We start from the raw sequence: 16,811 nt of genomic DNA, 5'->3' as shown, positions 1-16,811 counted from the left end.
GCATGCACCAGGCACCGGCAATCATCGTGCTCGGCGCTGGCAGCCTGGCGACCGCGCAGCGCATCCAGCAGCAGTATCCGCAGGCGACGATCCATGGCCTGGCCGGCCGAGTCGAGCAGGCCGACCATTATTACGAAGCGTTCGGCGACACGCTGCGCGCGCTGTACCAGCAGGACACGCCAATCATTGCGCTGTGTGCTGCAGGCATCGTCATCCGCAGCCTGGCCGGGCTGCTCAACGAGAAGGGCGCAGAACCGCCGGTGCTGGTAGTGGCCGAGGACGGTAGCGCAGTAGTGCCGCTGCTCGGTGGGCTGAGTGGCGTCAATGTCATGGCCCGCGAGATAGGCGCGGCGCTGGGCGTGGCGGCGGCAATCACCACCAGCGGTGAACTGCGTTTCGGCACCTGCTTGCTTAACCCGCCCGAGGGCTATGCTTTGGCGGATATCGAGCAGGGCAAGCGCTTCGTTTCCGACCTGCTGGCAGGCGAGGCCGTGCGTATCGAAGGAGATGCACCTTGGCTGGCTCAGGCACAACTACCGGGGAGTGACGCTGCCCTGCGCACCATTCATGTGGGGTGTGAGGCACGACCTGCCAGCCGTGACGAACTGCTGATTCACCCCCGTTCAGTGGTGGTCGCGGTGGATACAGCGAGCGCCGACCTGGTCGAGCGGGTGCGTGGTGCACTGCGTGAAGTGGGCATCGCCGAGCAGTCGCTCGCCTGTCTTCTGGCAGCAGAAACAGTCATGGCCGAAGCGTCCTTGGGCCAAGCGGCCAAGCTGCTTGGCGTTCCACTGCGTTTTGCCGCCATGGACAGCACGCTTGCGAACATGGCTACCCAAGCTTTGCCTGATGCCCGCCTGATCGATCAGGCAGGCATGGTCATTGCCGTGGCCTCGGCGCCTGTCGAAACTGCACGGCTGGGCCGCAGGCGAGGTCGCCTCGCGGTCATCGGCCTAGGCCCTGGCGCCGCCGAACTGATGGTGCCGGCGGTCAAGGCCGAGCTGGCACGCGCCGAAGATATTCTCGGCTACGAAACCTACGTGCGCATGGCCGGGCCGTTCCGTAACGACCAGGTGCAACATTGCACTGACAACCGAGAGGAAATGCAGCGCGCTCGACATGCTTTCGAGCTGGCAGCACAGGGGCGTTCGGTGGTGGTGGTGTCGTCGGGCGACCCAGGCGTTTTCGCCATGGCCGCTGCAGTGCTGGAGGCATTGCATGCGTCCAGCGACCCCGCCTGGCATCGAGTCGATCTCGAAATTCTGCCGGGGGTCTCGGCTTCGCTGGCCACAGCGGCTCAAGCGGGGGCGCCACTGGGGCATGACTTCTGCGTAATGTCACTTTCCGACAACCTCAAGCCCTGGGCGACCATCGAGCATCGGCTGGATCTGGCGGCTCAGGCCGACCTGGTGCTGGCCTTCTACAACCCGATCTCACGCTCGCGGCCCTGGCAGTTGGGGCGCGCGCTGGAAATCGTGCGCCAGCATCGGGTGGGGGCTACCCCTGTGGTGCTGGGGCGCGATATCGGCCGGCCTGGGCAAACGCTCAAGGTCGTTACCTTAGGTGAGTTGACACCGGAAATGGTCGACATGCGCACCATGGTCCTGATCGGTTCGTCTACCACCTGCACGTTCGCCCGTGCCGAGGGTGGGCAATGGGTCTACACCCCTCGCTGGTACCCGGTCGCGCCGTAAGGGGCGGGGGGGCTAGCCAACCAGGTAGCCCCTGATCCCGGTGAAAATGATCTGCGCCGCCAGGGCGCAGACGAACAGCCCCATCAAGCGGCTGACGATCTGCAGGCCCTGTTCGCCGAGAAGCCGCTCGATCCCGTGCGAGAGGTACAGCACCAGGCCCACGGTGAAGCTGGCCAGCGCGATGCTGACGATGGCCAGCGCCTTGTCATCCCAGTGCGGCTGGCCCACGCCCATCACCAGCAAGGCGCCGATGGTACCGGGGCCTACGGTGAGGGGGATGGTCAGTGGCACGATGGTCACGTCCTGCTGCACGTTGTCGGCCTGCACCGCTGGCTTGCCCTGGGCCATGCTCAGCGCCGAAATGAACAGCACGCTGCCGGCGCCGATGCGGAAGGCGTCGGCGGTGATGCCGAAAATGCCGAAGATCGCTCGCCCGAACAGGTACAGCAGCACGCTGGCGACCAGCGCAGCGAAGGCGACCTTCCAGGCTAGCTGCTTGCGCTCCTTGCTGGAGTGCCCACGGGTCAGGCTGATGAAGCACGACAGCACAAAGAATGGGCTGTAGAGCACCAGCATCTTCAGGTAGACACTGAACAACTCATGGAGCATGAGGCTGGATCCTTGTAGAAACGATGTCGGCTACGTGTGCAGCGGATCGGTCTTGGCCTCGCGCTGATTCGCCCAATACTGGATCAACTCGCGCAATTGCGACAGCTCCACCGGCTTGGCCATATGCCCATCCATCCCGGCCAAACGTGCGCGCTCTTTGTGCTCGGCAAGAATGTGCGCGGTCAGGGCCACCACCGGTGTGCGCTGGCGCTGGTTGGCGATTTCCCAGGCGCGTAGTTGCTGGGTGGCGGAGAAACCATCGAGCACCGGCATTTCGCAGTCCATCAGCACCAGGTCGTAGCGCTGGGCCTTCATTGCCTGTAGGGCTTCTTCGCCGTTGCTGGCGGTGTCCGGCTCCAGGTTGAGCTTGCCGAGCATGCCGCGGATGACCTTGGTCGAGATGCTGTTGTCTTCGGCGACAAGCACGCGAAAATCACCGGGCAGCTCGTGGCTGGGCGGTGTGCCTGGCAACGGCATCGGTACTGTCTGTTCGCGGCCACGCTGGGCCAGTTCTTCGGCCAACGTTGTCTTGAGCGTATAGCCGGCGACCGGTTTGGCCAGGATGCGCTTGACCCCGGCATTGCGCGCGATGACCTTGCTCGGCGCATTGCTGATACCGGTCAGCATCACCACCAGGATGTCGTGGTTCAGGCTGGGGTCTTCCTTGATTTTCGCCGCCAGTTGCATGCCGGTCATGCCGGGCATGTTCTGGTCCAGCAGGACTGCATCGAAATAGTCGCGCAGGTGTGCCTTGGTACGCAGCAGGGCCAGGGCTTCCTTGCCGGACGGTACCGCACTGACGTTCATGCCCCAGGCGCTGCACTGCTGCACCAGCACCTTGCGGCAAGTGTCGTTGTCGTCGACCACCAGTACCCGGGCATCGCGCAGCGGGCCGTCGAGGTCAGCCGGCGGTTGTTCCAGTCGTGATGGGTCGAGCGGCAGGGTGAGCCACAGGGTATTGCCCATGCTGGTGCTGCTCTTGATCCCGAACTCGCCCTGCATCAGGCCGATCAGCTGCTTGGCGATGATCAACCCGAGGTGGCCACCGAGCTTGTTGCTGGAGAGAAACTGGTGGCTATGCAGCTCGGCCTGCAGCAGCGCTTCTCGCTCTGCGGCCGGCAAGGGCTCGCCGCTGTCTTGCACGGCAATGCGCAAGCGCGGGATTTCGCCGCGCTGGTCCAGCGCCACGACCAGCAGAATCTCCCCCTGGTCGGTATTCTTCAGGGCGTTTTCCAGCAAGCTGGAGAGCGCCTGGCGCAGGCGCGTGGGGTCGCCGCTGACAACCCGCGGCACTTGGGGCTGGGTGAAACTGATCAGTTCGATGTTCTGCTGTTCGGCCTTGGCTCGGAAGATGTTCAGGCAGTCTTCGATCAGGGCGTTGAGGTCGAATTGCACATCGTCCAGTTCGATCTGCCGCGATTCGAGCTTGGAAATATCGAGGATTTCGTTGATCAGCGTGAGCAGTTCGTTGCCCGCGCTGTGGATGGTCTGCACGTAGTCACGCTGCTTGACCGACAGTGGAGTGCCCAGCAGCAGCTCGGTCATGCCCAGCACGCCGTTCATGGGGGTACGGATTTCGTGGCTGATCTTCGCCAGGAATTCGGCTTTGGCGTTGATTTCCGCATCGCTGGCGGCCAGCGCGCGGCTGGCGCTGAAGCGCTCTTCGCTCATCCTGCGCAGGCGCTCGCTGACTGCAAGGTTCAGCAGCAGCCCGCTGACCACTGCCAAGCCGAGCAGAATGCACAGCAGCCAAGGCGTCGAAGTACGTGTCAGGCCGAGCAGGGCGGGCAGCAGCACCAGACCACCAAGGTTGAACACCACCATTGCCAGGCTGAACAGCCGTGCCGGTGCATAACCCTTGTACCAGTGGTAGCTGCTGACCAACAGCATGCTAACGCTGCCCAGGGCCATCAGGGCGTAGGTCATCAGGTTGAGTGGCAGGGTGTCGACGAACAGCAGGATCAGCCCGCTGACAGCAGCAATCAGTATCTCGCCCTGCAGCAGACGGTTGAGCTGCGGCGAATTGCAGGGCGCGAAGAAATGCTGCGTGAAATACAGCCCGGCCATGCCTGCCAACACCAGGGTCAAGTAGGCAGCCGGGGTTTGCGCGCTGTGCCACAGGTGCCACCAGGGCCCGCTGAGGTTTAGCAGGATCAGGCCGCTGAGCAGCATCAGCCCATGGTACATGGCGAGAATCAGGGTAGTCGTGGAGCGGGTGTACAGAAAGCGGATCAGGTTGTGCAGGATCAGCATCACCAGGCCGCCGAACAACATGCCGAAAAGCAACGGCTGGCTGTGGTTGGAGGCTGCCTCGGCTGCGGGTTCCAGGCTGATGGCCGGGCGCAGTTGATGCTCGGAAACCAGGCGCAGGTAGATGTCCAGCGCTTGTGAGCTGTTGGGCAAGGGCATCACATGGTCGCTGCCGCGCAGGGTTGGGCTGCTGCCCTTGCCGGCCTGGCGCCCGTGGTGCAGCTGGCGTAGCAGCTTGTCACCGTCGAGGGCGTAGAGGTCCAGGCGCGAAAGGTCGGGGGCGAAGACCCGCAGCAGTTGCTCCTGATCACCCGGTTCCAGGCGATAGTGCAGCCAAAGGGCTTGTTCGGCCGGGGCGGCATCAAGGTCACCCAGGGCGGTCGGGCTGAACTGGCTGCGGTAGCGATCGGAGCGCACGTCGCTCAGTTGCAGGTTGGCCTGTTCATCGAGCAAAACCGACCAACCTCCGCCTTGATCGGCCGAAGCCGGGAGAAGGCAGAGCAGAGTCAGCAAGCTGACGATCAGAGCTGTGGCAATCCGAAGCCGACGCACTACGAGATCCCTTCCTAGCCGATGTGCCGTGTACTAACTATGCGCGGCGCGCCAAGTCGAAGGCAAGGCCCCGGTGGGGCCTTGTCGACGAGCCGAATGTCGCATATGCGAGGCGCCGCGACCATCCGAGAAAGGTTACTTCTAGTGTTCACCGCGCTCGCGAGCAATGGCTCGGTAGCCGATGTCGGTACGGTAGAAACTACCGTTCCAGCTGACTTCCTTGGCCAGGCGGTAAGCCTGCTGCTGAGCGTCGGCGACGGTGCTGCCCATGGCAGTGGCGCAGAGCACGCGGCCGCCGTTGGTGACGACCTGGCCGTCCTTGAGCGAAGTGCCGGCATGGAACACCTTGCCTTCGATCTTGGCTGCTGCTTCCAGGCCGCTGATCGCGTCACCCTTGGCGTAGTCGCCCGGGTAACCGCCGGCAGCCAGGACCACGCCCAGGCTCGGGCGCGGGTCCCACTGCGCTTCGACTTTGTCCAGGGCCTTGGCGAATGCGGCTTCGATCAGCAGCACCAGGCTCGATTCCAGGCGCAGCATGACCGGTTGGGTTTCCGGGTCGCCGAACCGGCAGTTGAACTCGATGACCTTGGGGTTGCCCGCCTTGTCGATCATCAGGCCGGCGTACAGGAAACCGGTGTAGACGTTGCCTTCTTCGGCCATGCCGCGCACGGTCGGCCAGATCACCTGGTCCATCACGCGCTGATGCACGTCGGCGGTGACCACGGGGGCAGGGGAATAGGCGCCCATGCCGCCGGTGTTCGGGCCGCTGTCCTGGTCGCCGACGCGCTTATGGTCTTGGCTGGTGGCCATCGGCAGCACATTGTGGCCGTCGACCATGACGATGAAGCTGGCTTCCTCACCGTCGAGGAACTCTTCGATCACCACACGCGAACCGGCTTCACCGAAAGCATTGCCGGCGAGCATGTCGCGCACGGCGTCTTCGGCTTCCTGCAGGGTCATGGCGACGATCACGCCTTTGCCTGCAGCCAGGCCGTCGGCTTTGATGACGATCGGCGCGCCCTTTTCCTGCAGGTAGGCGAGGGCCGGCTCGATCTCGGTGAAGTTCTGGTAGTCGGCGGTCGGGATCTTGTGGCGTGCCAGGAAGTCCTTGGTGAAGGCCTTGGAGCCTTCCAGCTGGGCCGCGCCCTTGGTTGGGCCGAAGCAGTCCAGGCCGCGGCTGCGGAACAGATCGACCACGCCGATGACCAGCGGGGCTTCAGGGCCGACGATGGTCAGGTCGACGTTCTTTTCAGCGAAGTCGGCCAGTTGCTCCAGGGCGGTAACGTCGATGGCGACGTTCTCGCACTTGGCTTCAATGGCGGTGCCGGCGTTGCCCGGGGCGACGAAGACTTTTTCGACGCGTGGGTCCTGGGCGACTTTCCAGGCCAGGGCGTGCTCACGGCCGCCGCTGCCGATGATCAAAACTTTCATGTCAAAACCTCGATTCAGGTGATCCCTAGGCTGGCGAATAACCCTGTGGGAGCGGGCTTGCCCGCGAATGCGGCGGTGAATGCACCATCGTATTCGCGGGCAAGCCCGCTCCCACAGGATCGCCGATTGCCCGGGATCCGCGTAATTAGTGGCGGAAGTGACGCATACCGGTGAACACCATCGCGATACCAGCCTCGTCGGCAGCAGCGATGACTTCAGCGTCACGCATCGAACCACCCGGCTGGATCACGGCGCTGATACCCACTTTAGCCGCATTGTCGATGCCATCACGGAACGGGAAGAACGCGTCCGATGCCATTACCGCACCTTGCACCTGCAGGCCAGCATGCTCGGCCTTGATGGCAGCGATGCGCGCGGAGTTGACGCGGCTCATCTGGCCGGCGCCGACGCCGATGGTCTGGCGCTGCTTGGCGTAGACGATGGCGTTGGACTTGACGAACTTGGCCACTTTCCAGGCAAACACAAGGTCGTGGATTTCCTGCTCGGTCGGCGCACGCTTGGTGACGATCTTCAGGTCATCGGCGCTGATCATGCCGATATCGCGGCTCTGCACCAGCAGGCCACCGTTGACGCGCTTGAAGTCCCAACCGGCAGTACGCTCGGCTGGCCATTCACCGCATTCCAGCAGGCGCACGTTCTGTTTGGCCGCAACCACGTCGCGGGCCGCCTGGGAAATTTTCGGGGCGATGATCACTTCGACGAACTGACGCTCGACGATGGCCTTGGCGGTTTCGCCGTCCAGCTCGCGGTTGAAGGCGATGATGCCGCCGAAAGCCGACTCGGTGTCGGTGGCGTAGGCCAGGTCGTAGGCCTTGCGGATGCCGCCTTCTTCTTCCGGGACGACGGCCACGCCGCATGGGTTGGCGTGCTTGACGATGACGCAGGCCGGCTTGACGAAGCTCTTCACGCACTCCAGCGCGGCATCGGTGTCGGCCACGTTGTTGAACGACAGCTCCTTGCCCTGCAGCTGCACGGCACTGGAGATGCTGGCTTCGCCCTTGTGGGCCTCGACGTAGAACGCCGCGCTCTGGTGCGGGTTCTCGCCATAGCGCATTTCCTGGGCTTTGACGAACTGGCTGTTGAAGGTACGCGGGAACTCGCTGCGTGCTTCGGTGCTCAGGGTGTCTTTGGCCTGGTCGATGGTGCCCATGTAGTTGGCGATCATGCCGTCGTAGGCGGCGGTGTGCTCGAATGCCTTGAGCATCAGGTCGAAGCGTTGGGCGTAAGTCAGGCCGCCGGCCTTGAGGCCTTCGAGAACGCTGGCGTAGTCGCCAGCGTTGACCACGATGGCGACGTCCTTGTGGTTCTTGGCAGCCGAACGGACCATGGTCGGGCCGCCGATGTCGATGTTCTCGATGGCGGTCGGCAGGTCACAGCCCGGCTTGGCGATGGTGGCCTCGAACGGGTACAGGTTGACGGCAACCAGGTCGATCGGCTTGATGCCGTGCTCGTTCATGATGGCGTCGTCGGTACCGCGACGGCCGAGGATGCCACCGTGGATTTTCGGGTGCAGGGTCTTGACCCGGCCATCCATCATTTCGGCGAAGCCTGTGTAGTCGGCCACTTCCACCGCGTTCACGCCGTTGTCCTTGAGCAGCTTGTAGGTGCCGCCGGTGGACAGGATCTCGACACCGAGCTGCTGCAGCTCACGAGCGAATTCGAGGATACCGGTCTTGTCGGAGACGCTGATCAGGGCGCGGCGGACTGGCAGGCGGGTAGTCTGGTCGGTCATTTCGGGTTCCAATAACGCGGTGGAGTCAGCAAAAAAGGCGTCTCTTCACAGAGGCCGCCTTTTCTGATTGGGATTCTGGCTTACAACAAGTCGTACTGCTTGAGCTTCTTGCGCAGGGTGCCTCGGTTGAGCCCGAGCATCTCGCTGGCCTTGGTCTGGTTGCCCTTGACGTAATTCATCACGCATTCGAGCAGGGGCGCCTCGACTTCGGAGAGCACCAGGTTGTACACGTCAGTGACGGTCGCGCCTTCCAGGTGTGCGAAGTAGTTGTGCAGCGCCTTCTCGACGCTGTCGCGAAGGGTCTGGCCCTCTTCGCTCGGCGTGTTGAGGTGCTGTTTGAGGTTGGCGTTGTCGCTCACGGGCGTTGTTCCACTCACTAATGTCTCGGTCATCATCGTCATGCGGCCACCCCTTGTCCGTCCTCTGTCTCAAGGCTCTGTCGACGTTCGCTGAAAAACCCGCGAACGTTGGCGCACTGCGCTTGTGTGTCTTCCAAAGCGTTGAACCTGGCGCGAAACTCCTTGCCGCCGGGTCGTGTCGCCAGGTACCAGCCAACGTGCTTGCGGGCGATACGTACGCCCATCACATCGCCATAGAAGGCATGCAGCGCGGCCAGGTGCTCCAGCAGGATGCGTTCCACTTCGTCCAACTTGGGGGCCGGCAAATGCTGGCCGGTCCCTAAAAAATGTTCGATCTCGCGAAAGATCCATGGCCGCCCTTGAGCGGCCCGGCCAATCAGCAGGCCGTCGACCCCGGTGGCGTCCAGCACCGCCCGGGCCTTTTCTGGCGAGGTGATATCGCCGTTGGCAAACACCGGGATGGACACCGCCTGCTTGATGGCAGCGATGGTGTCGTATTCGGCTTCGCCTGTGTACAGGTCGGCGCGTGTGCGGCCATGCACCGCCAGCGCCTGGATGCCGGCCTGCTCGGCGATCTTCGCCACGTTCAGGCCGTTCTTGTTCGCCCGGTCCCAGCCGGTGCGGATCTTCAGGGTCACGGGTACGTCCACCGCGCCGACGACGGCATGGAGGATTTCGTTGACCAATGCTTCATCTCTCAATAAAGCAGAGCCTGCAGCTTTGTTGCAGACTTTTTTTGCCGGGCAACCCATGTTGATATCGATGATCTGAGCGCCCGCTTCGACATTGGCCCGAGCTGCCGCAGCCATCATCTGCGCATCGCCACCGGCGATCTGTACCGAGCGCGGCTCGGGATCACCTTCGTGGATGCGGCGCAGGCTCGACTTGCGGCTGTTCCACAGGCTCATGTCGCTGCTGACCATCTCCGACACCACCATGCCCGCACCCAGGCGCTGGCAAAGTGTACGGAAAGGCTGGTCCGTGACCCCGGCCATGGGCGCGAGGATCAGGTTGTTGCGTAGTGTGTATGGGCCGATGCGTACCGCCGACATAGGTGTTCCCTGTTGTGGGGCCGAATCATTGGAGTTCGAAAAAGGGTGGGCATAATACCCGCTCTCGGTGACCGGATAAAGATGGATTTGGATAAAATCTGTACAGCTGCCGGCTTATAACCTTTGCATTGGTTGGCTGATCCCCTGTGGGAGCGGGCTTGCCCGCGAACACGGGCGAAGCCCGTGCCATCCAATGCGCTGCCTGCTTCGCGGGCAAGCCCGCTCCCACAAGGTTCGCGTTTATTCCGGGGAGCGGAAGCTGAGGCTGTAATTCACGGCCTTGGGCCCCGGGTCGAGGATATCCAGGGCGATGTGGATTGGGGTCTGGCTGGGCATTTCGCCACGCCCGGCCAGTTCACCGGAGAGGTACTCGCTGGGCTTGAAGCGACGGCTGGCGATCAGTTGGCCATTGAGGTCGGCGAAGCGCAGCTCCAGCAGCGGGAACGGCTGGGCGAACGGTGCGCGGTTGTAGATGATCGCATCGACAATCAGCGCGCCCTTGAAGTCCGGGTGGCTGCGCACCACCAGGTTGCTGCTTTTGATGCGGCCGATGTCGACACGGGTGGGCACTTCGCAGCCCAGCATCGGGCACAGCTGCTGGAAGAGCGGGCGGTACTGGTCCTGGCGCGCCATCTCGTCAAAATGAAACCACACGTACTGGAAGGCCAGCAGGCCAGCGGCCAGCAGGGTCAGCACACCCCATAGCAGGCGCTTGCCCCAGTTCGGCTTGGGCTTCTCCCAGCCCAGTTGCAGCGGGTCGTCGACCACGTCGACCAACGGCTCCTTGCGTGGCGGGCGTTCGGCCTTGGCTGCAAAACCCGGCTCCAGGCGCTCGTCAGGCAGCGGTTCGACAGCGTCGTCATCACGTGCCGACAGATGGATATCGGCTTCGTCGTCATCCCGAGCGCTCAGGCCCTTTTCGTGGACCAGGTCTTCATCCGATGGCTGGGGTTCGTGGAATTCATCCGGCTCGTGGTGCTCGGCGGGCCGATGTAAGGCAGGCTCTTCATCGAAGTCCAGGTCCAGATTGCCGCCAAGCGTGGGTTCGGTACGATCACCGGGGGCCGGTTCCAGGTCCAGTGGCTCTTGCTCCAGCAGGACCGGTGCAGGCTCGACAGCGTCCAGCGGCTCATGATGATCGTCGGTCGCGTTGCCGAACAGCTTGTCTGTGTGTGCGTCGGCGGCGGGTTCATCGCGCCGTGCCTGCAGCGTCTGCGTGGGCGCCGCGGGGCGCGGTTCGTCAGGTTTACCGCGGCGTTCGAGGCGGGCCAACTCCTGGTCCAGGTCCAGCTCATCCAGCGCCTGGGCGGTGGCCGCCCAGTCTTCAGGCTCGGCGAGGGGTCGTACGCTGGCCGGCGGTTCGGGCGCGATGTCCGGCTCGACCACCGGTATCGGCGGCACCACAGGTGCCGCGCCCGCGCGGTTTTGCTCGAGCAACTGCTTCGCCGCATTGAACACCTGCAGGCAGTGGCCGCAGCGCACGACGCCGCGTGCCACGCTCAACTGGTGGTGGGTGACGCGAAAGCTGGTCTGGCAATGCGGGCACTGGGTGACGAAACTGTCGGTCATGCGGCGATCCGGGAGCTGTACAGAGAAGTATTCTAGGCCCGCTTAGCGGCGGCGACCACTGATGCGCACCCAGCCGTCGCGCACGACGATCGGGTCCAGCTCGAAATCGGCGGCGTAGGCCGCGGCCACCTCCTCACCCTGTTCGGCAAGGATGCCCGAGAGCGCCAGCAGACCGCCTGGGCGAACCAGGCCGGACAGTTGCGGCGCCAGCGAGACCAGCGGGCCTGCAAGAATGTTGGCGACCAGCACGTCGGCCTGCATGGCCGGCATGTCTTCAGGGAGGTACAAGGCCAGCTTTTCGTCAGCGATGCCATTGCGCTGGGCATTGTCACGCGAGGCCTCGATGGCCTGCACGTCGATGTCGGTACCGACCGCTTCACGGGCACCCAGCAGCAGCGCGGCGATGGCGAGGATGCCCGAGCCGCAGCCAAAGTCCAGCACCTGGGTGCCTTCAAGCTGCTGGCCATCGAGCCATTCCAGGCACAGTGCGGTGGTCGGGTGGGTGCCGGTGCCGAACGCCAGGCCCGGGTCGAGCAGCAGGTTGACCGCGTCCTTTTCGGGCGCGTCGTGCCAGCTCGGCACGATCCACAGGCGCTGGCCGAAACGCATCGGCTGGAAGCCGTCCATCCAGCTGCGCTCCCAGTCCTGGTCTTCGATGACCTCGGCCTGGTGCTCGGGCAGCGCCGCGCCGGTCAGCAGTTGCAGGTGAGCGAACACCGCTTCGGGCTCGGCATCGGCCTCGAACAAGGCCAGCAAGTGGGTGTGCGACCACAGCGGGGTAGTGTTGAGGTCAGGTTCGAAGATAGGCTGATCTTCGGCATCCATGAACGTAACCGAGACAGCGCCGACTTCGAGCAGGGCGTCTTCGTAGGTTTCGGCTTGTTCCGGGCTGATGGCCAGGCGTACTTGCAGCCAGGGCATGGCGGGCACCTTTGGTAAATCGACAGGGGCAGCCCGAGGCTGCGCGAAGGCTGGCAGTTTACGCGAGTGCGGGGGGTTTGTAGAGGAGGGCTGGAACACCGCGGTGTCCACAAAAGAAAAACCCCGGCACAGGGCCGGGGTCTTCAATGCATCACGCTAGCGCGATCACTCCTGGTTGGCCAGTTTGTGCTCGAGGTAGTGGATGTTGACGCCGCCTTTGCAGAAACCTTCATCACGCACCAGGTCGCGGTGCAGCGGGATGTTGGTCTTGATGCCGTCGACGACGATCTCGTCCAGGGCATTGCGCATGCGCGCCATGGCTTCGTCGCGGTCCTTGCCGTAGGTGATCAGCTTGCCGATCAGCGAGTCGTAGTTCGGCGGAACCGAATAACCGCTGTACAAGTGCGAATCGACGCGAACGCCGTTGCCACCCGGGGCGTGGAAGTGCTTGACCTTGCCTGGGCTCGGGATGAACTTCTTCGGGTCTTCGGCGTTGATCCGGCACTCCAGCGAGTGTCCGCGGATCACCACGTCTTCCTGACGGAACGACAGCTTGTTGCCAGCGGCGATGCTGAGCATCTCCTTGACGATGTCGATGCCAGTGACCATTTCCGACACCGGATGCTCAACCTGTACACGGGTGTTCATCTCGATGAAGTAGAAGCTGCCGTTCTCGTACAGGAACTCGAAAGTACCCGCGCCGCGGTAGCCGATTTCGATGCACGCATCGACGCAACGCTTGAAGACTTCCTGGCGGGCCTTCTCGTCGATGCCTGGAGCCGGCGCTTCTTCCAGTACTTTCTGGTGACGGCGCTGCAGCGAGCAGTCGCGGTCGCCCAGGTGCACGGCATTGCCCTGGCCGTCGGACAGTACCTGAACTTCCACGTGGCGTGGGTTGGTCAGGAACTTCTCCAGGTAGACCATCGGGTTGCCGAAGGCAGCACCGGCTTCGGTGCGGGTGAGCTTGGCCGAGGCGATCAGGTCCTCTTCCTTGTGCACCACGCGCATGCCGCGACCACCACCGCCACCGGCGGCCTTGATGATCACCGGGTAGCCGACGTCACGGGCGATCGCCAGGGCGACTTCTTCGTCTTCCGGCAGCGGGCCTTCACAACCGGGAACGGTTGGTACACCCGACTTGATCATCGCTGCCTTGGCCGAAACCTTGTCGCCCATCAGGCGAATGGTGTCGGCTTTCGGGCCGATGAAGGCGAAACCGGATTTTTCCACCTGCTCGGCGAAGTCGGCGTTTTCTGCCAGGAAGCCGTAGCCCGGGTGAATCGCCGTGGCGCCGGTGACTTCGGCAGCCGCGATGATCGCTGGGATGTGCAGGTAGGAATTCTTGGAGGGCGCTGGACCGATGCAGACCGACTCGTCTGCCAGGCCCAGGTGCATCAGTTCACGGTCGGCGGTGGAGTGCACGGCGACGGTCTTGATGCCCAGCTCTTTGCAGGCACGCAGGATCCGCAGGGCAATTTCCCCGCGGTTGGCGATCAGGACTTTTTCGAGCTTCGCAGACATCGTTGGCTCTCCGCGGTTCAAACGATGGTGAACAGCGGCTGGTCGAACTCAACCGGCTGGCCGTCTTCTACCAGAATGGCGTCGATGACACCGCCGAACTCGGCTTCGATGTGGTTCATCATCTTCATGGCTTCGACGATGCACAGGGTGTCGCCCTTCTTCACGGACTGGCCAACTTCAGCGAAGTTTGGCGAAGTCGGCGAAGGCTTGCGGTAGAAGGTGCCGACCATCGGCGAGCGAACCACGGTGCCTTTCAGGGCAGGTGCAGCAGCGGCAGCTTCGGCAACCGGTGCAGCAGCGGCTGCTGGAGCGGCAACAGGGGCGGCAGCCATCGGTGCTGGTGCGTAGAACTGCTGGGCAGCTGGGGTCTTGCTGTTGCGGCTGATACGGACCGACTCTTCGCCTTCCTTGATCTCCAGCTCGTCGATGCCAGACTCTTCCAGCAGCTCGATCAGTTTCTTGACTTTACGGATATCCATTAATCATCAACTCCCAAAGGGTTCGGTCAGGGGGCGTAATTTAAAAACGTATCGAAACGTTTCTGTCGAACCCCGGCCCACGTGGACCAGGGTCTCAATCATCAGGGCTGTGCGTTGGCAGCCAGTTGTTCCAGTGCGGACTCCAGGGCCAGGCGATAACCGCTGGCGCCCAAGCCGCAGATCACTCCTACGGCGACATCGGAGAAGTAGGAGTGGTGACGGAACGGTTCGCGTTTGTGCACGTTGGACAGGTGCACTTCGATGAATGGGATGCTCACCGCAAGCAATGCGTCACGTAATGCGACGCTTGTGTGGGTGAAAGCAGCCGGATTGATCAGGATGAAGTCCACACCCTCGTTGCGTGCGGCATGAATACGGTCGATCAGTTCGTACTCGGCATTGCTCTGCAGGTATTGCAGATGGTGGCCTGCGGCGCGGGCACGCTGTTCCAGGTCCTGGTTGATCTGGGCCAGGGTCATGGCGCCGTAGTGGCCTGGCTCCCGGGTACCGAGCAGGTTCAGGTTTGGGCCATGAAGGACCAGTAGCGTTGCCATCTGCGGATTCCTTGGATTTGTAGGGCAATTCGACACAGCGCGGCGAGTGTGCCGCAAAGCGACGGCAAGTGTCCAGTTCCCGGCAATAGCCAGCACGATGTCCGAGGTTCGCGCGAAAGATGTGACCGAATGATTAAATCCGGTCACTCAAGTGGAGAATTTTCCCGGCACGCGGGAAGTTATAGACCGAGTTCGCCGCGCACGCGCGTCAGAATTCGCGCAAATTCGCCGGCGTTTATCTCGCCAATCAGCCGATCGCTGGTCATTTCGCTGCCGTTCGCCGAAAAGAACAGCAGTGCTGGCGGACCGAAAAGCTGATAACGGTCGAGCAGGGTGCGCTGTTCGGCGTTGCTTTCGGTAATGTCGAAGCGCAACAGTTTGAATGCGTTCAGCTGGGGTTGGACCTGCGGTGCGTTGAGCACCTCATGCTCGATGACCTTGCAGCTGATGCACCAGTCGGCGTACCAGTCCAGCAGCACGGGTTGACCGGCGGACTTGGCCTGGGCCAGGGCGGCGTCCAGCGCCGCCTTGGTGGTGACGGTCTGCCAGGCATCTGCCTTGGCAGCAAGGCTGGCGTTGCCCACTGCCAGCGTTGGCGTGGGCAAAGGGCGCAGCGGGTCGCCTTGGCCGTTCAGCGCGCCGTACCAGCAGGCGAGGGCGTAGACCAGCAGCGCCAGGCCGAGCAATTGCGCCAGGCGTTGGCGGGGGGCCTTGACCACGAACTCCAGAGCGCCGAGGAACAGCGCCACGCCGGCACTCAGGAACCCGACCAGCAGCAAGGTCACCGGCCCCGGCAGCACGCGGCTGAGCAGCCCGATCGCCAGGCCCAGCAGCAGCACGCCAATGGCGTTCTTCACGGTATTCATCCAGGGGCCGCTTTTCGGCAGCCAGGCCGCACCGCCCGTGGCCACCAGCAACAGGGGCGCCCCCATGCCCAGGCCCAGAGCAAACAGCTTGAGTGCACCGCCCAAGGCATCGCCGCTGGCGCTGATGTACAGCAGCGCGCCGGCCAGCGGTGCCGAGACGCAGGGCGACACCAGCAGGCTGGAGAGCACCCCGAGTACCGCCGCACCCACCAGTGAGCCGCCCTTGGTGCGGTGGGCGAGCTTGTCCAGGCGATTGTTCAAGGCTTGCGGCAACTTCAGCTCGAACAGGCCGAACATGGCCAGCGCGAACAGCACGAAGAACAGCGCAAACGGCACCAGCACCCAGGCCGATTGCAGCCGCGCCTGCAGGTTCAGGCCGGCGCCGAACAGGCCCATCAGCGCGCCCAGCACGGCGAAGCTGGCGGCCATCGGAATGACGTAAGCCAGCGACAGGGAAAGGCCGCGTAGGCCGCCCACCTGCCCGCGCAGGACCACGCCGGAGAGGATGGGCAGCATCGGCAGCACGCAGGGGGTGAACGTCAGGCCGACACCGGCAAGGAAGAACAGCAGCAGCGATTTCCAGCTCCAGCCGGGTGCGTTGTTCGCAACGCCACCCTCGCCATCGATGTTCAGGCGTTCGGTTTCCGGCGGGTAGCACAGGCCCTTGTCGGCGCAGCCCTGGTAGCCCACCAGCAAGGTGAAGGCGCGGGAATCGGTGCGCGGCAGTTCGATGTCCACTACACCGTGGTAAACCTCGACATCGCCGAAGAACTCATCGTGCTTGGCCTCGCCCTTGGGGATGTTCGGTGTGCCCAGAGCGATGTCAGCGGGTTCGGTACGGAACTGGAAGCGATGGCGGTAGAGGTAATAGCCGTCGGTGGCGACGAAGCGCAGTTTGAGGGTGTGCGCATCGGCCTGGACCAGGCTGAGCTTGAAGGCTTCGTGTACCGGCAGAAAATCTGCGCTGTTGCTCAGCGAGGCGGCGCCAAGGGTGGCGCTGGGGCGGTTGTCGAGCAGGCCGGAGGCGAAGGCAGGGCTGGCCAGCAGCAGGAACAGCAGGAAAAACAGGCGGCGCATGGCGGACTCGCGAGGTGGAACATGGCGGGCATGATAGCGGAAGTGGTGGTCATTGGGTTTTGTGTCGGCTGTGCGGACCTCTTCGCGGGCAAGCCCGCTCCCACAGGCTCTCCACTGCACTCGA

Annotated in this window: 13 protein-coding genes; 1 reads left to right on the top strand and 12 read right to left on the bottom strand. The window is 63.4% G+C overall.

Going from position 1 to position 16,811, the window contains the following annotated elements:
- Positions 1 to 2 precede the first annotated feature (2 nt).
- Entirely contained in the window at positions 3 to 1,694 is a 1,692-nt protein-coding gene (cobJ, locus tag ACZ6YA_RS08995; RefSeq protein ID WP_465896756.1) for a precorrin-3B C(17)-methyltransferase, read from the top strand.
- 12 nt (positions 1,695 to 1,706) lie between these two features.
- Here the strand turns inward: cobJ and ACZ6YA_RS08990 are convergent, their stop codons facing one another.
- From ACZ6YA_RS08990 to ACZ6YA_RS08935, 12 genes are all read right to left on the bottom strand, one after another.
- Positions 1,707 to 2,303 (bottom strand): MarC family protein, encoded by a 597-nt coding sequence (locus ACZ6YA_RS08990; protein ID WP_465896755.1) that lies wholly within the window; start codon positions 2,301 to 2,303, stop codon positions 1,707 to 1,709.
- A gap of 30 nt (positions 2,304 to 2,333) precedes the next feature.
- Complete coding sequence (locus ACZ6YA_RS08985; protein ID WP_465896754.1) at positions 2,334 to 5,105, bottom strand: hybrid sensor histidine kinase/response regulator; 2,772 nt, start codon at positions 5,103 to 5,105, stop codon at positions 2,334 to 2,336.
- Positions 5,106 to 5,246: 141 nt separating this feature from the next.
- Positions 5,247 to 6,536 carry a phosphoribosylamine--glycine ligase gene (gene purD / locus ACZ6YA_RS08980; protein WP_465896753.1) on the bottom strand — a complete coding sequence of 430 codons (1,290 nt, stop codon included), beginning with the start codon at positions 6,534 to 6,536 and terminating at the stop codon, positions 5,247 to 5,249.
- A 145-nt stretch (positions 6,537 to 6,681) separates the two neighbouring features.
- Entirely contained in the window at positions 6,682 to 8,289 is a 1,608-nt protein-coding gene (purH, locus tag ACZ6YA_RS08975; protein ID WP_465896752.1) for a bifunctional phosphoribosylaminoimidazolecarboxamide formyltransferase/IMP cyclohydrolase, read from the bottom strand.
- A gap of 80 nt (positions 8,290 to 8,369) precedes the next feature.
- Positions 8,370 to 8,690 (bottom strand): DNA-binding transcriptional regulator Fis, encoded by a 321-nt coding sequence (fis, locus tag ACZ6YA_RS08970; RefSeq protein ID WP_011535876.1) that lies wholly within the window; start codon positions 8,688 to 8,690, stop codon positions 8,370 to 8,372.
- A complete protein-coding gene (gene dusB / locus ACZ6YA_RS08965) occupies positions 8,687 to 9,700 on the bottom strand; it encodes a tRNA dihydrouridine synthase DusB (RefSeq protein WP_465896751.1) in 1,014 nt (337 codons plus the stop codon). The genes fis and dusB overlap by 4 nt, the downstream gene beginning before the upstream one ends.
- A gap of 240 nt (positions 9,701 to 9,940) precedes the next feature.
- Positions 9,941 to 11,269 (bottom strand): DUF3426 domain-containing protein, encoded by a 1,329-nt coding sequence (locus tag ACZ6YA_RS08960; RefSeq protein WP_465896750.1) that lies wholly within the window; start codon positions 11,267 to 11,269, stop codon positions 9,941 to 9,943.
- Between the two features lie 42 nt (positions 11,270 to 11,311).
- Positions 11,312 to 12,190: a 50S ribosomal protein L11 methyltransferase gene (gene prmA / locus ACZ6YA_RS08955; RefSeq protein ID WP_465896749.1), complete on the bottom strand. Its 879-nt coding sequence runs from the start codon at positions 12,188 to 12,190 to the stop codon at positions 11,312 to 11,314.
- Positions 12,191 to 12,355: 165 nt separating this feature from the next.
- Positions 12,356 to 13,711 (bottom strand): acetyl-CoA carboxylase biotin carboxylase subunit, encoded by a 1,356-nt coding sequence (gene accC / locus ACZ6YA_RS08950; RefSeq protein WP_465896748.1) that lies wholly within the window; start codon positions 13,709 to 13,711, stop codon positions 12,356 to 12,358.
- Between the two features lie 17 nt (positions 13,712 to 13,728).
- The gene (gene accB / locus ACZ6YA_RS08945) at positions 13,729 to 14,190 is read right to left on the bottom strand and encodes an acetyl-CoA carboxylase biotin carboxyl carrier protein (protein ID WP_465896747.1); all 462 of its coding nucleotides are present in this window, start codon (positions 14,188 to 14,190) and stop codon (positions 13,729 to 13,731) included.
- Positions 14,191 to 14,291: 101 nt separating this feature from the next.
- Positions 14,292 to 14,744 (bottom strand): type II 3-dehydroquinate dehydratase, encoded by a 453-nt coding sequence (aroQ, locus tag ACZ6YA_RS08940; RefSeq protein ID WP_176518061.1) that lies wholly within the window; start codon positions 14,742 to 14,744, stop codon positions 14,292 to 14,294.
- A gap of 179 nt (positions 14,745 to 14,923) precedes the next feature.
- Positions 14,924 to 16,687, bottom strand: a complete 1,764-nt coding sequence (locus ACZ6YA_RS08935; protein ID WP_465896746.1) for a protein-disulfide reductase DsbD — start codon at positions 16,685 to 16,687, stop codon at positions 14,924 to 14,926.
- Between the last annotated feature and the right edge of the window lie 124 nt (positions 16,688 to 16,811).

This window comes from Pseudomonas sp. NPDC090752, assembly GCF_055584805.1.
This window is presented reverse-complemented; position numbering and strand designations above follow the sequence as displayed.

Bases quoted from the DNA above. Each gene is read 5' to 3' on its own strand.
- ACZ6YA_RS08960 (WP_465896750.1), bottom strand. From the start codon at position 11,269: ATGACCGACAGTTTCGTCACCCAGTGCCCGCATTGCCAGACCAGCTTT.
- aroQ (WP_176518061.1), bottom strand. From the start codon at position 14,744: ATGGCAACGCTACTGGTCCTTCATGGCCCAAACCTGAACCTGCTCGGT.
- prmA (WP_465896749.1), bottom strand. From the start codon at position 12,190: ATGCCCTGGCTGCAAGTACGCCTGGCCATCAGCCCGGAACAAGCCGAA.
- ACZ6YA_RS08935 (WP_465896746.1), bottom strand. From the start codon at position 16,687: ATGCGCCGCCTGTTTTTCCTGCTGTTCCTGCTGCTGGCCAGCCCTGCC.
- accB (WP_465896747.1), bottom strand. From the start codon at position 14,190: ATGGATATCCGTAAAGTCAAGAAACTGATCGAGCTGCTGGAAGAGTCT.
- fis (WP_011535876.1), bottom strand. From the start codon at position 8,690: ATGACGATGATGACCGAGACATTAGTGAGTGGAACAACGCCCGTGAGC.
- ACZ6YA_RS08990 (WP_465896755.1), bottom strand. From the start codon at position 2,303: ATGCTCCATGAGTTGTTCAGTGTCTACCTGAAGATGCTGGTGCTCTAC.
- dusB (WP_465896751.1), bottom strand. From the start codon at position 9,700: ATGTCGGCGGTACGCATCGGCCCATACACACTACGCAACAACCTGATC.
- cobJ (WP_465896756.1), top strand. From the start codon at position 3: ATGCACCAGGCACCGGCAATCATCGTGCTCGGCGCTGGCAGCCTGGCG.
- purD (WP_465896753.1), bottom strand. From the start codon at position 6,536: ATGAAAGTTTTGATCATCGGCAGCGGCGGCCGTGAGCACGCCCTGGCC.
- accC (WP_465896748.1), bottom strand. From the start codon at position 13,711: ATGTCTGCGAAGCTCGAAAAAGTCCTGATCGCCAACCGCGGGGAAATT.
- purH (WP_465896752.1), bottom strand. From the start codon at position 8,289: ATGACCGACCAGACTACCCGCCTGCCAGTCCGCCGCGCCCTGATCAGC.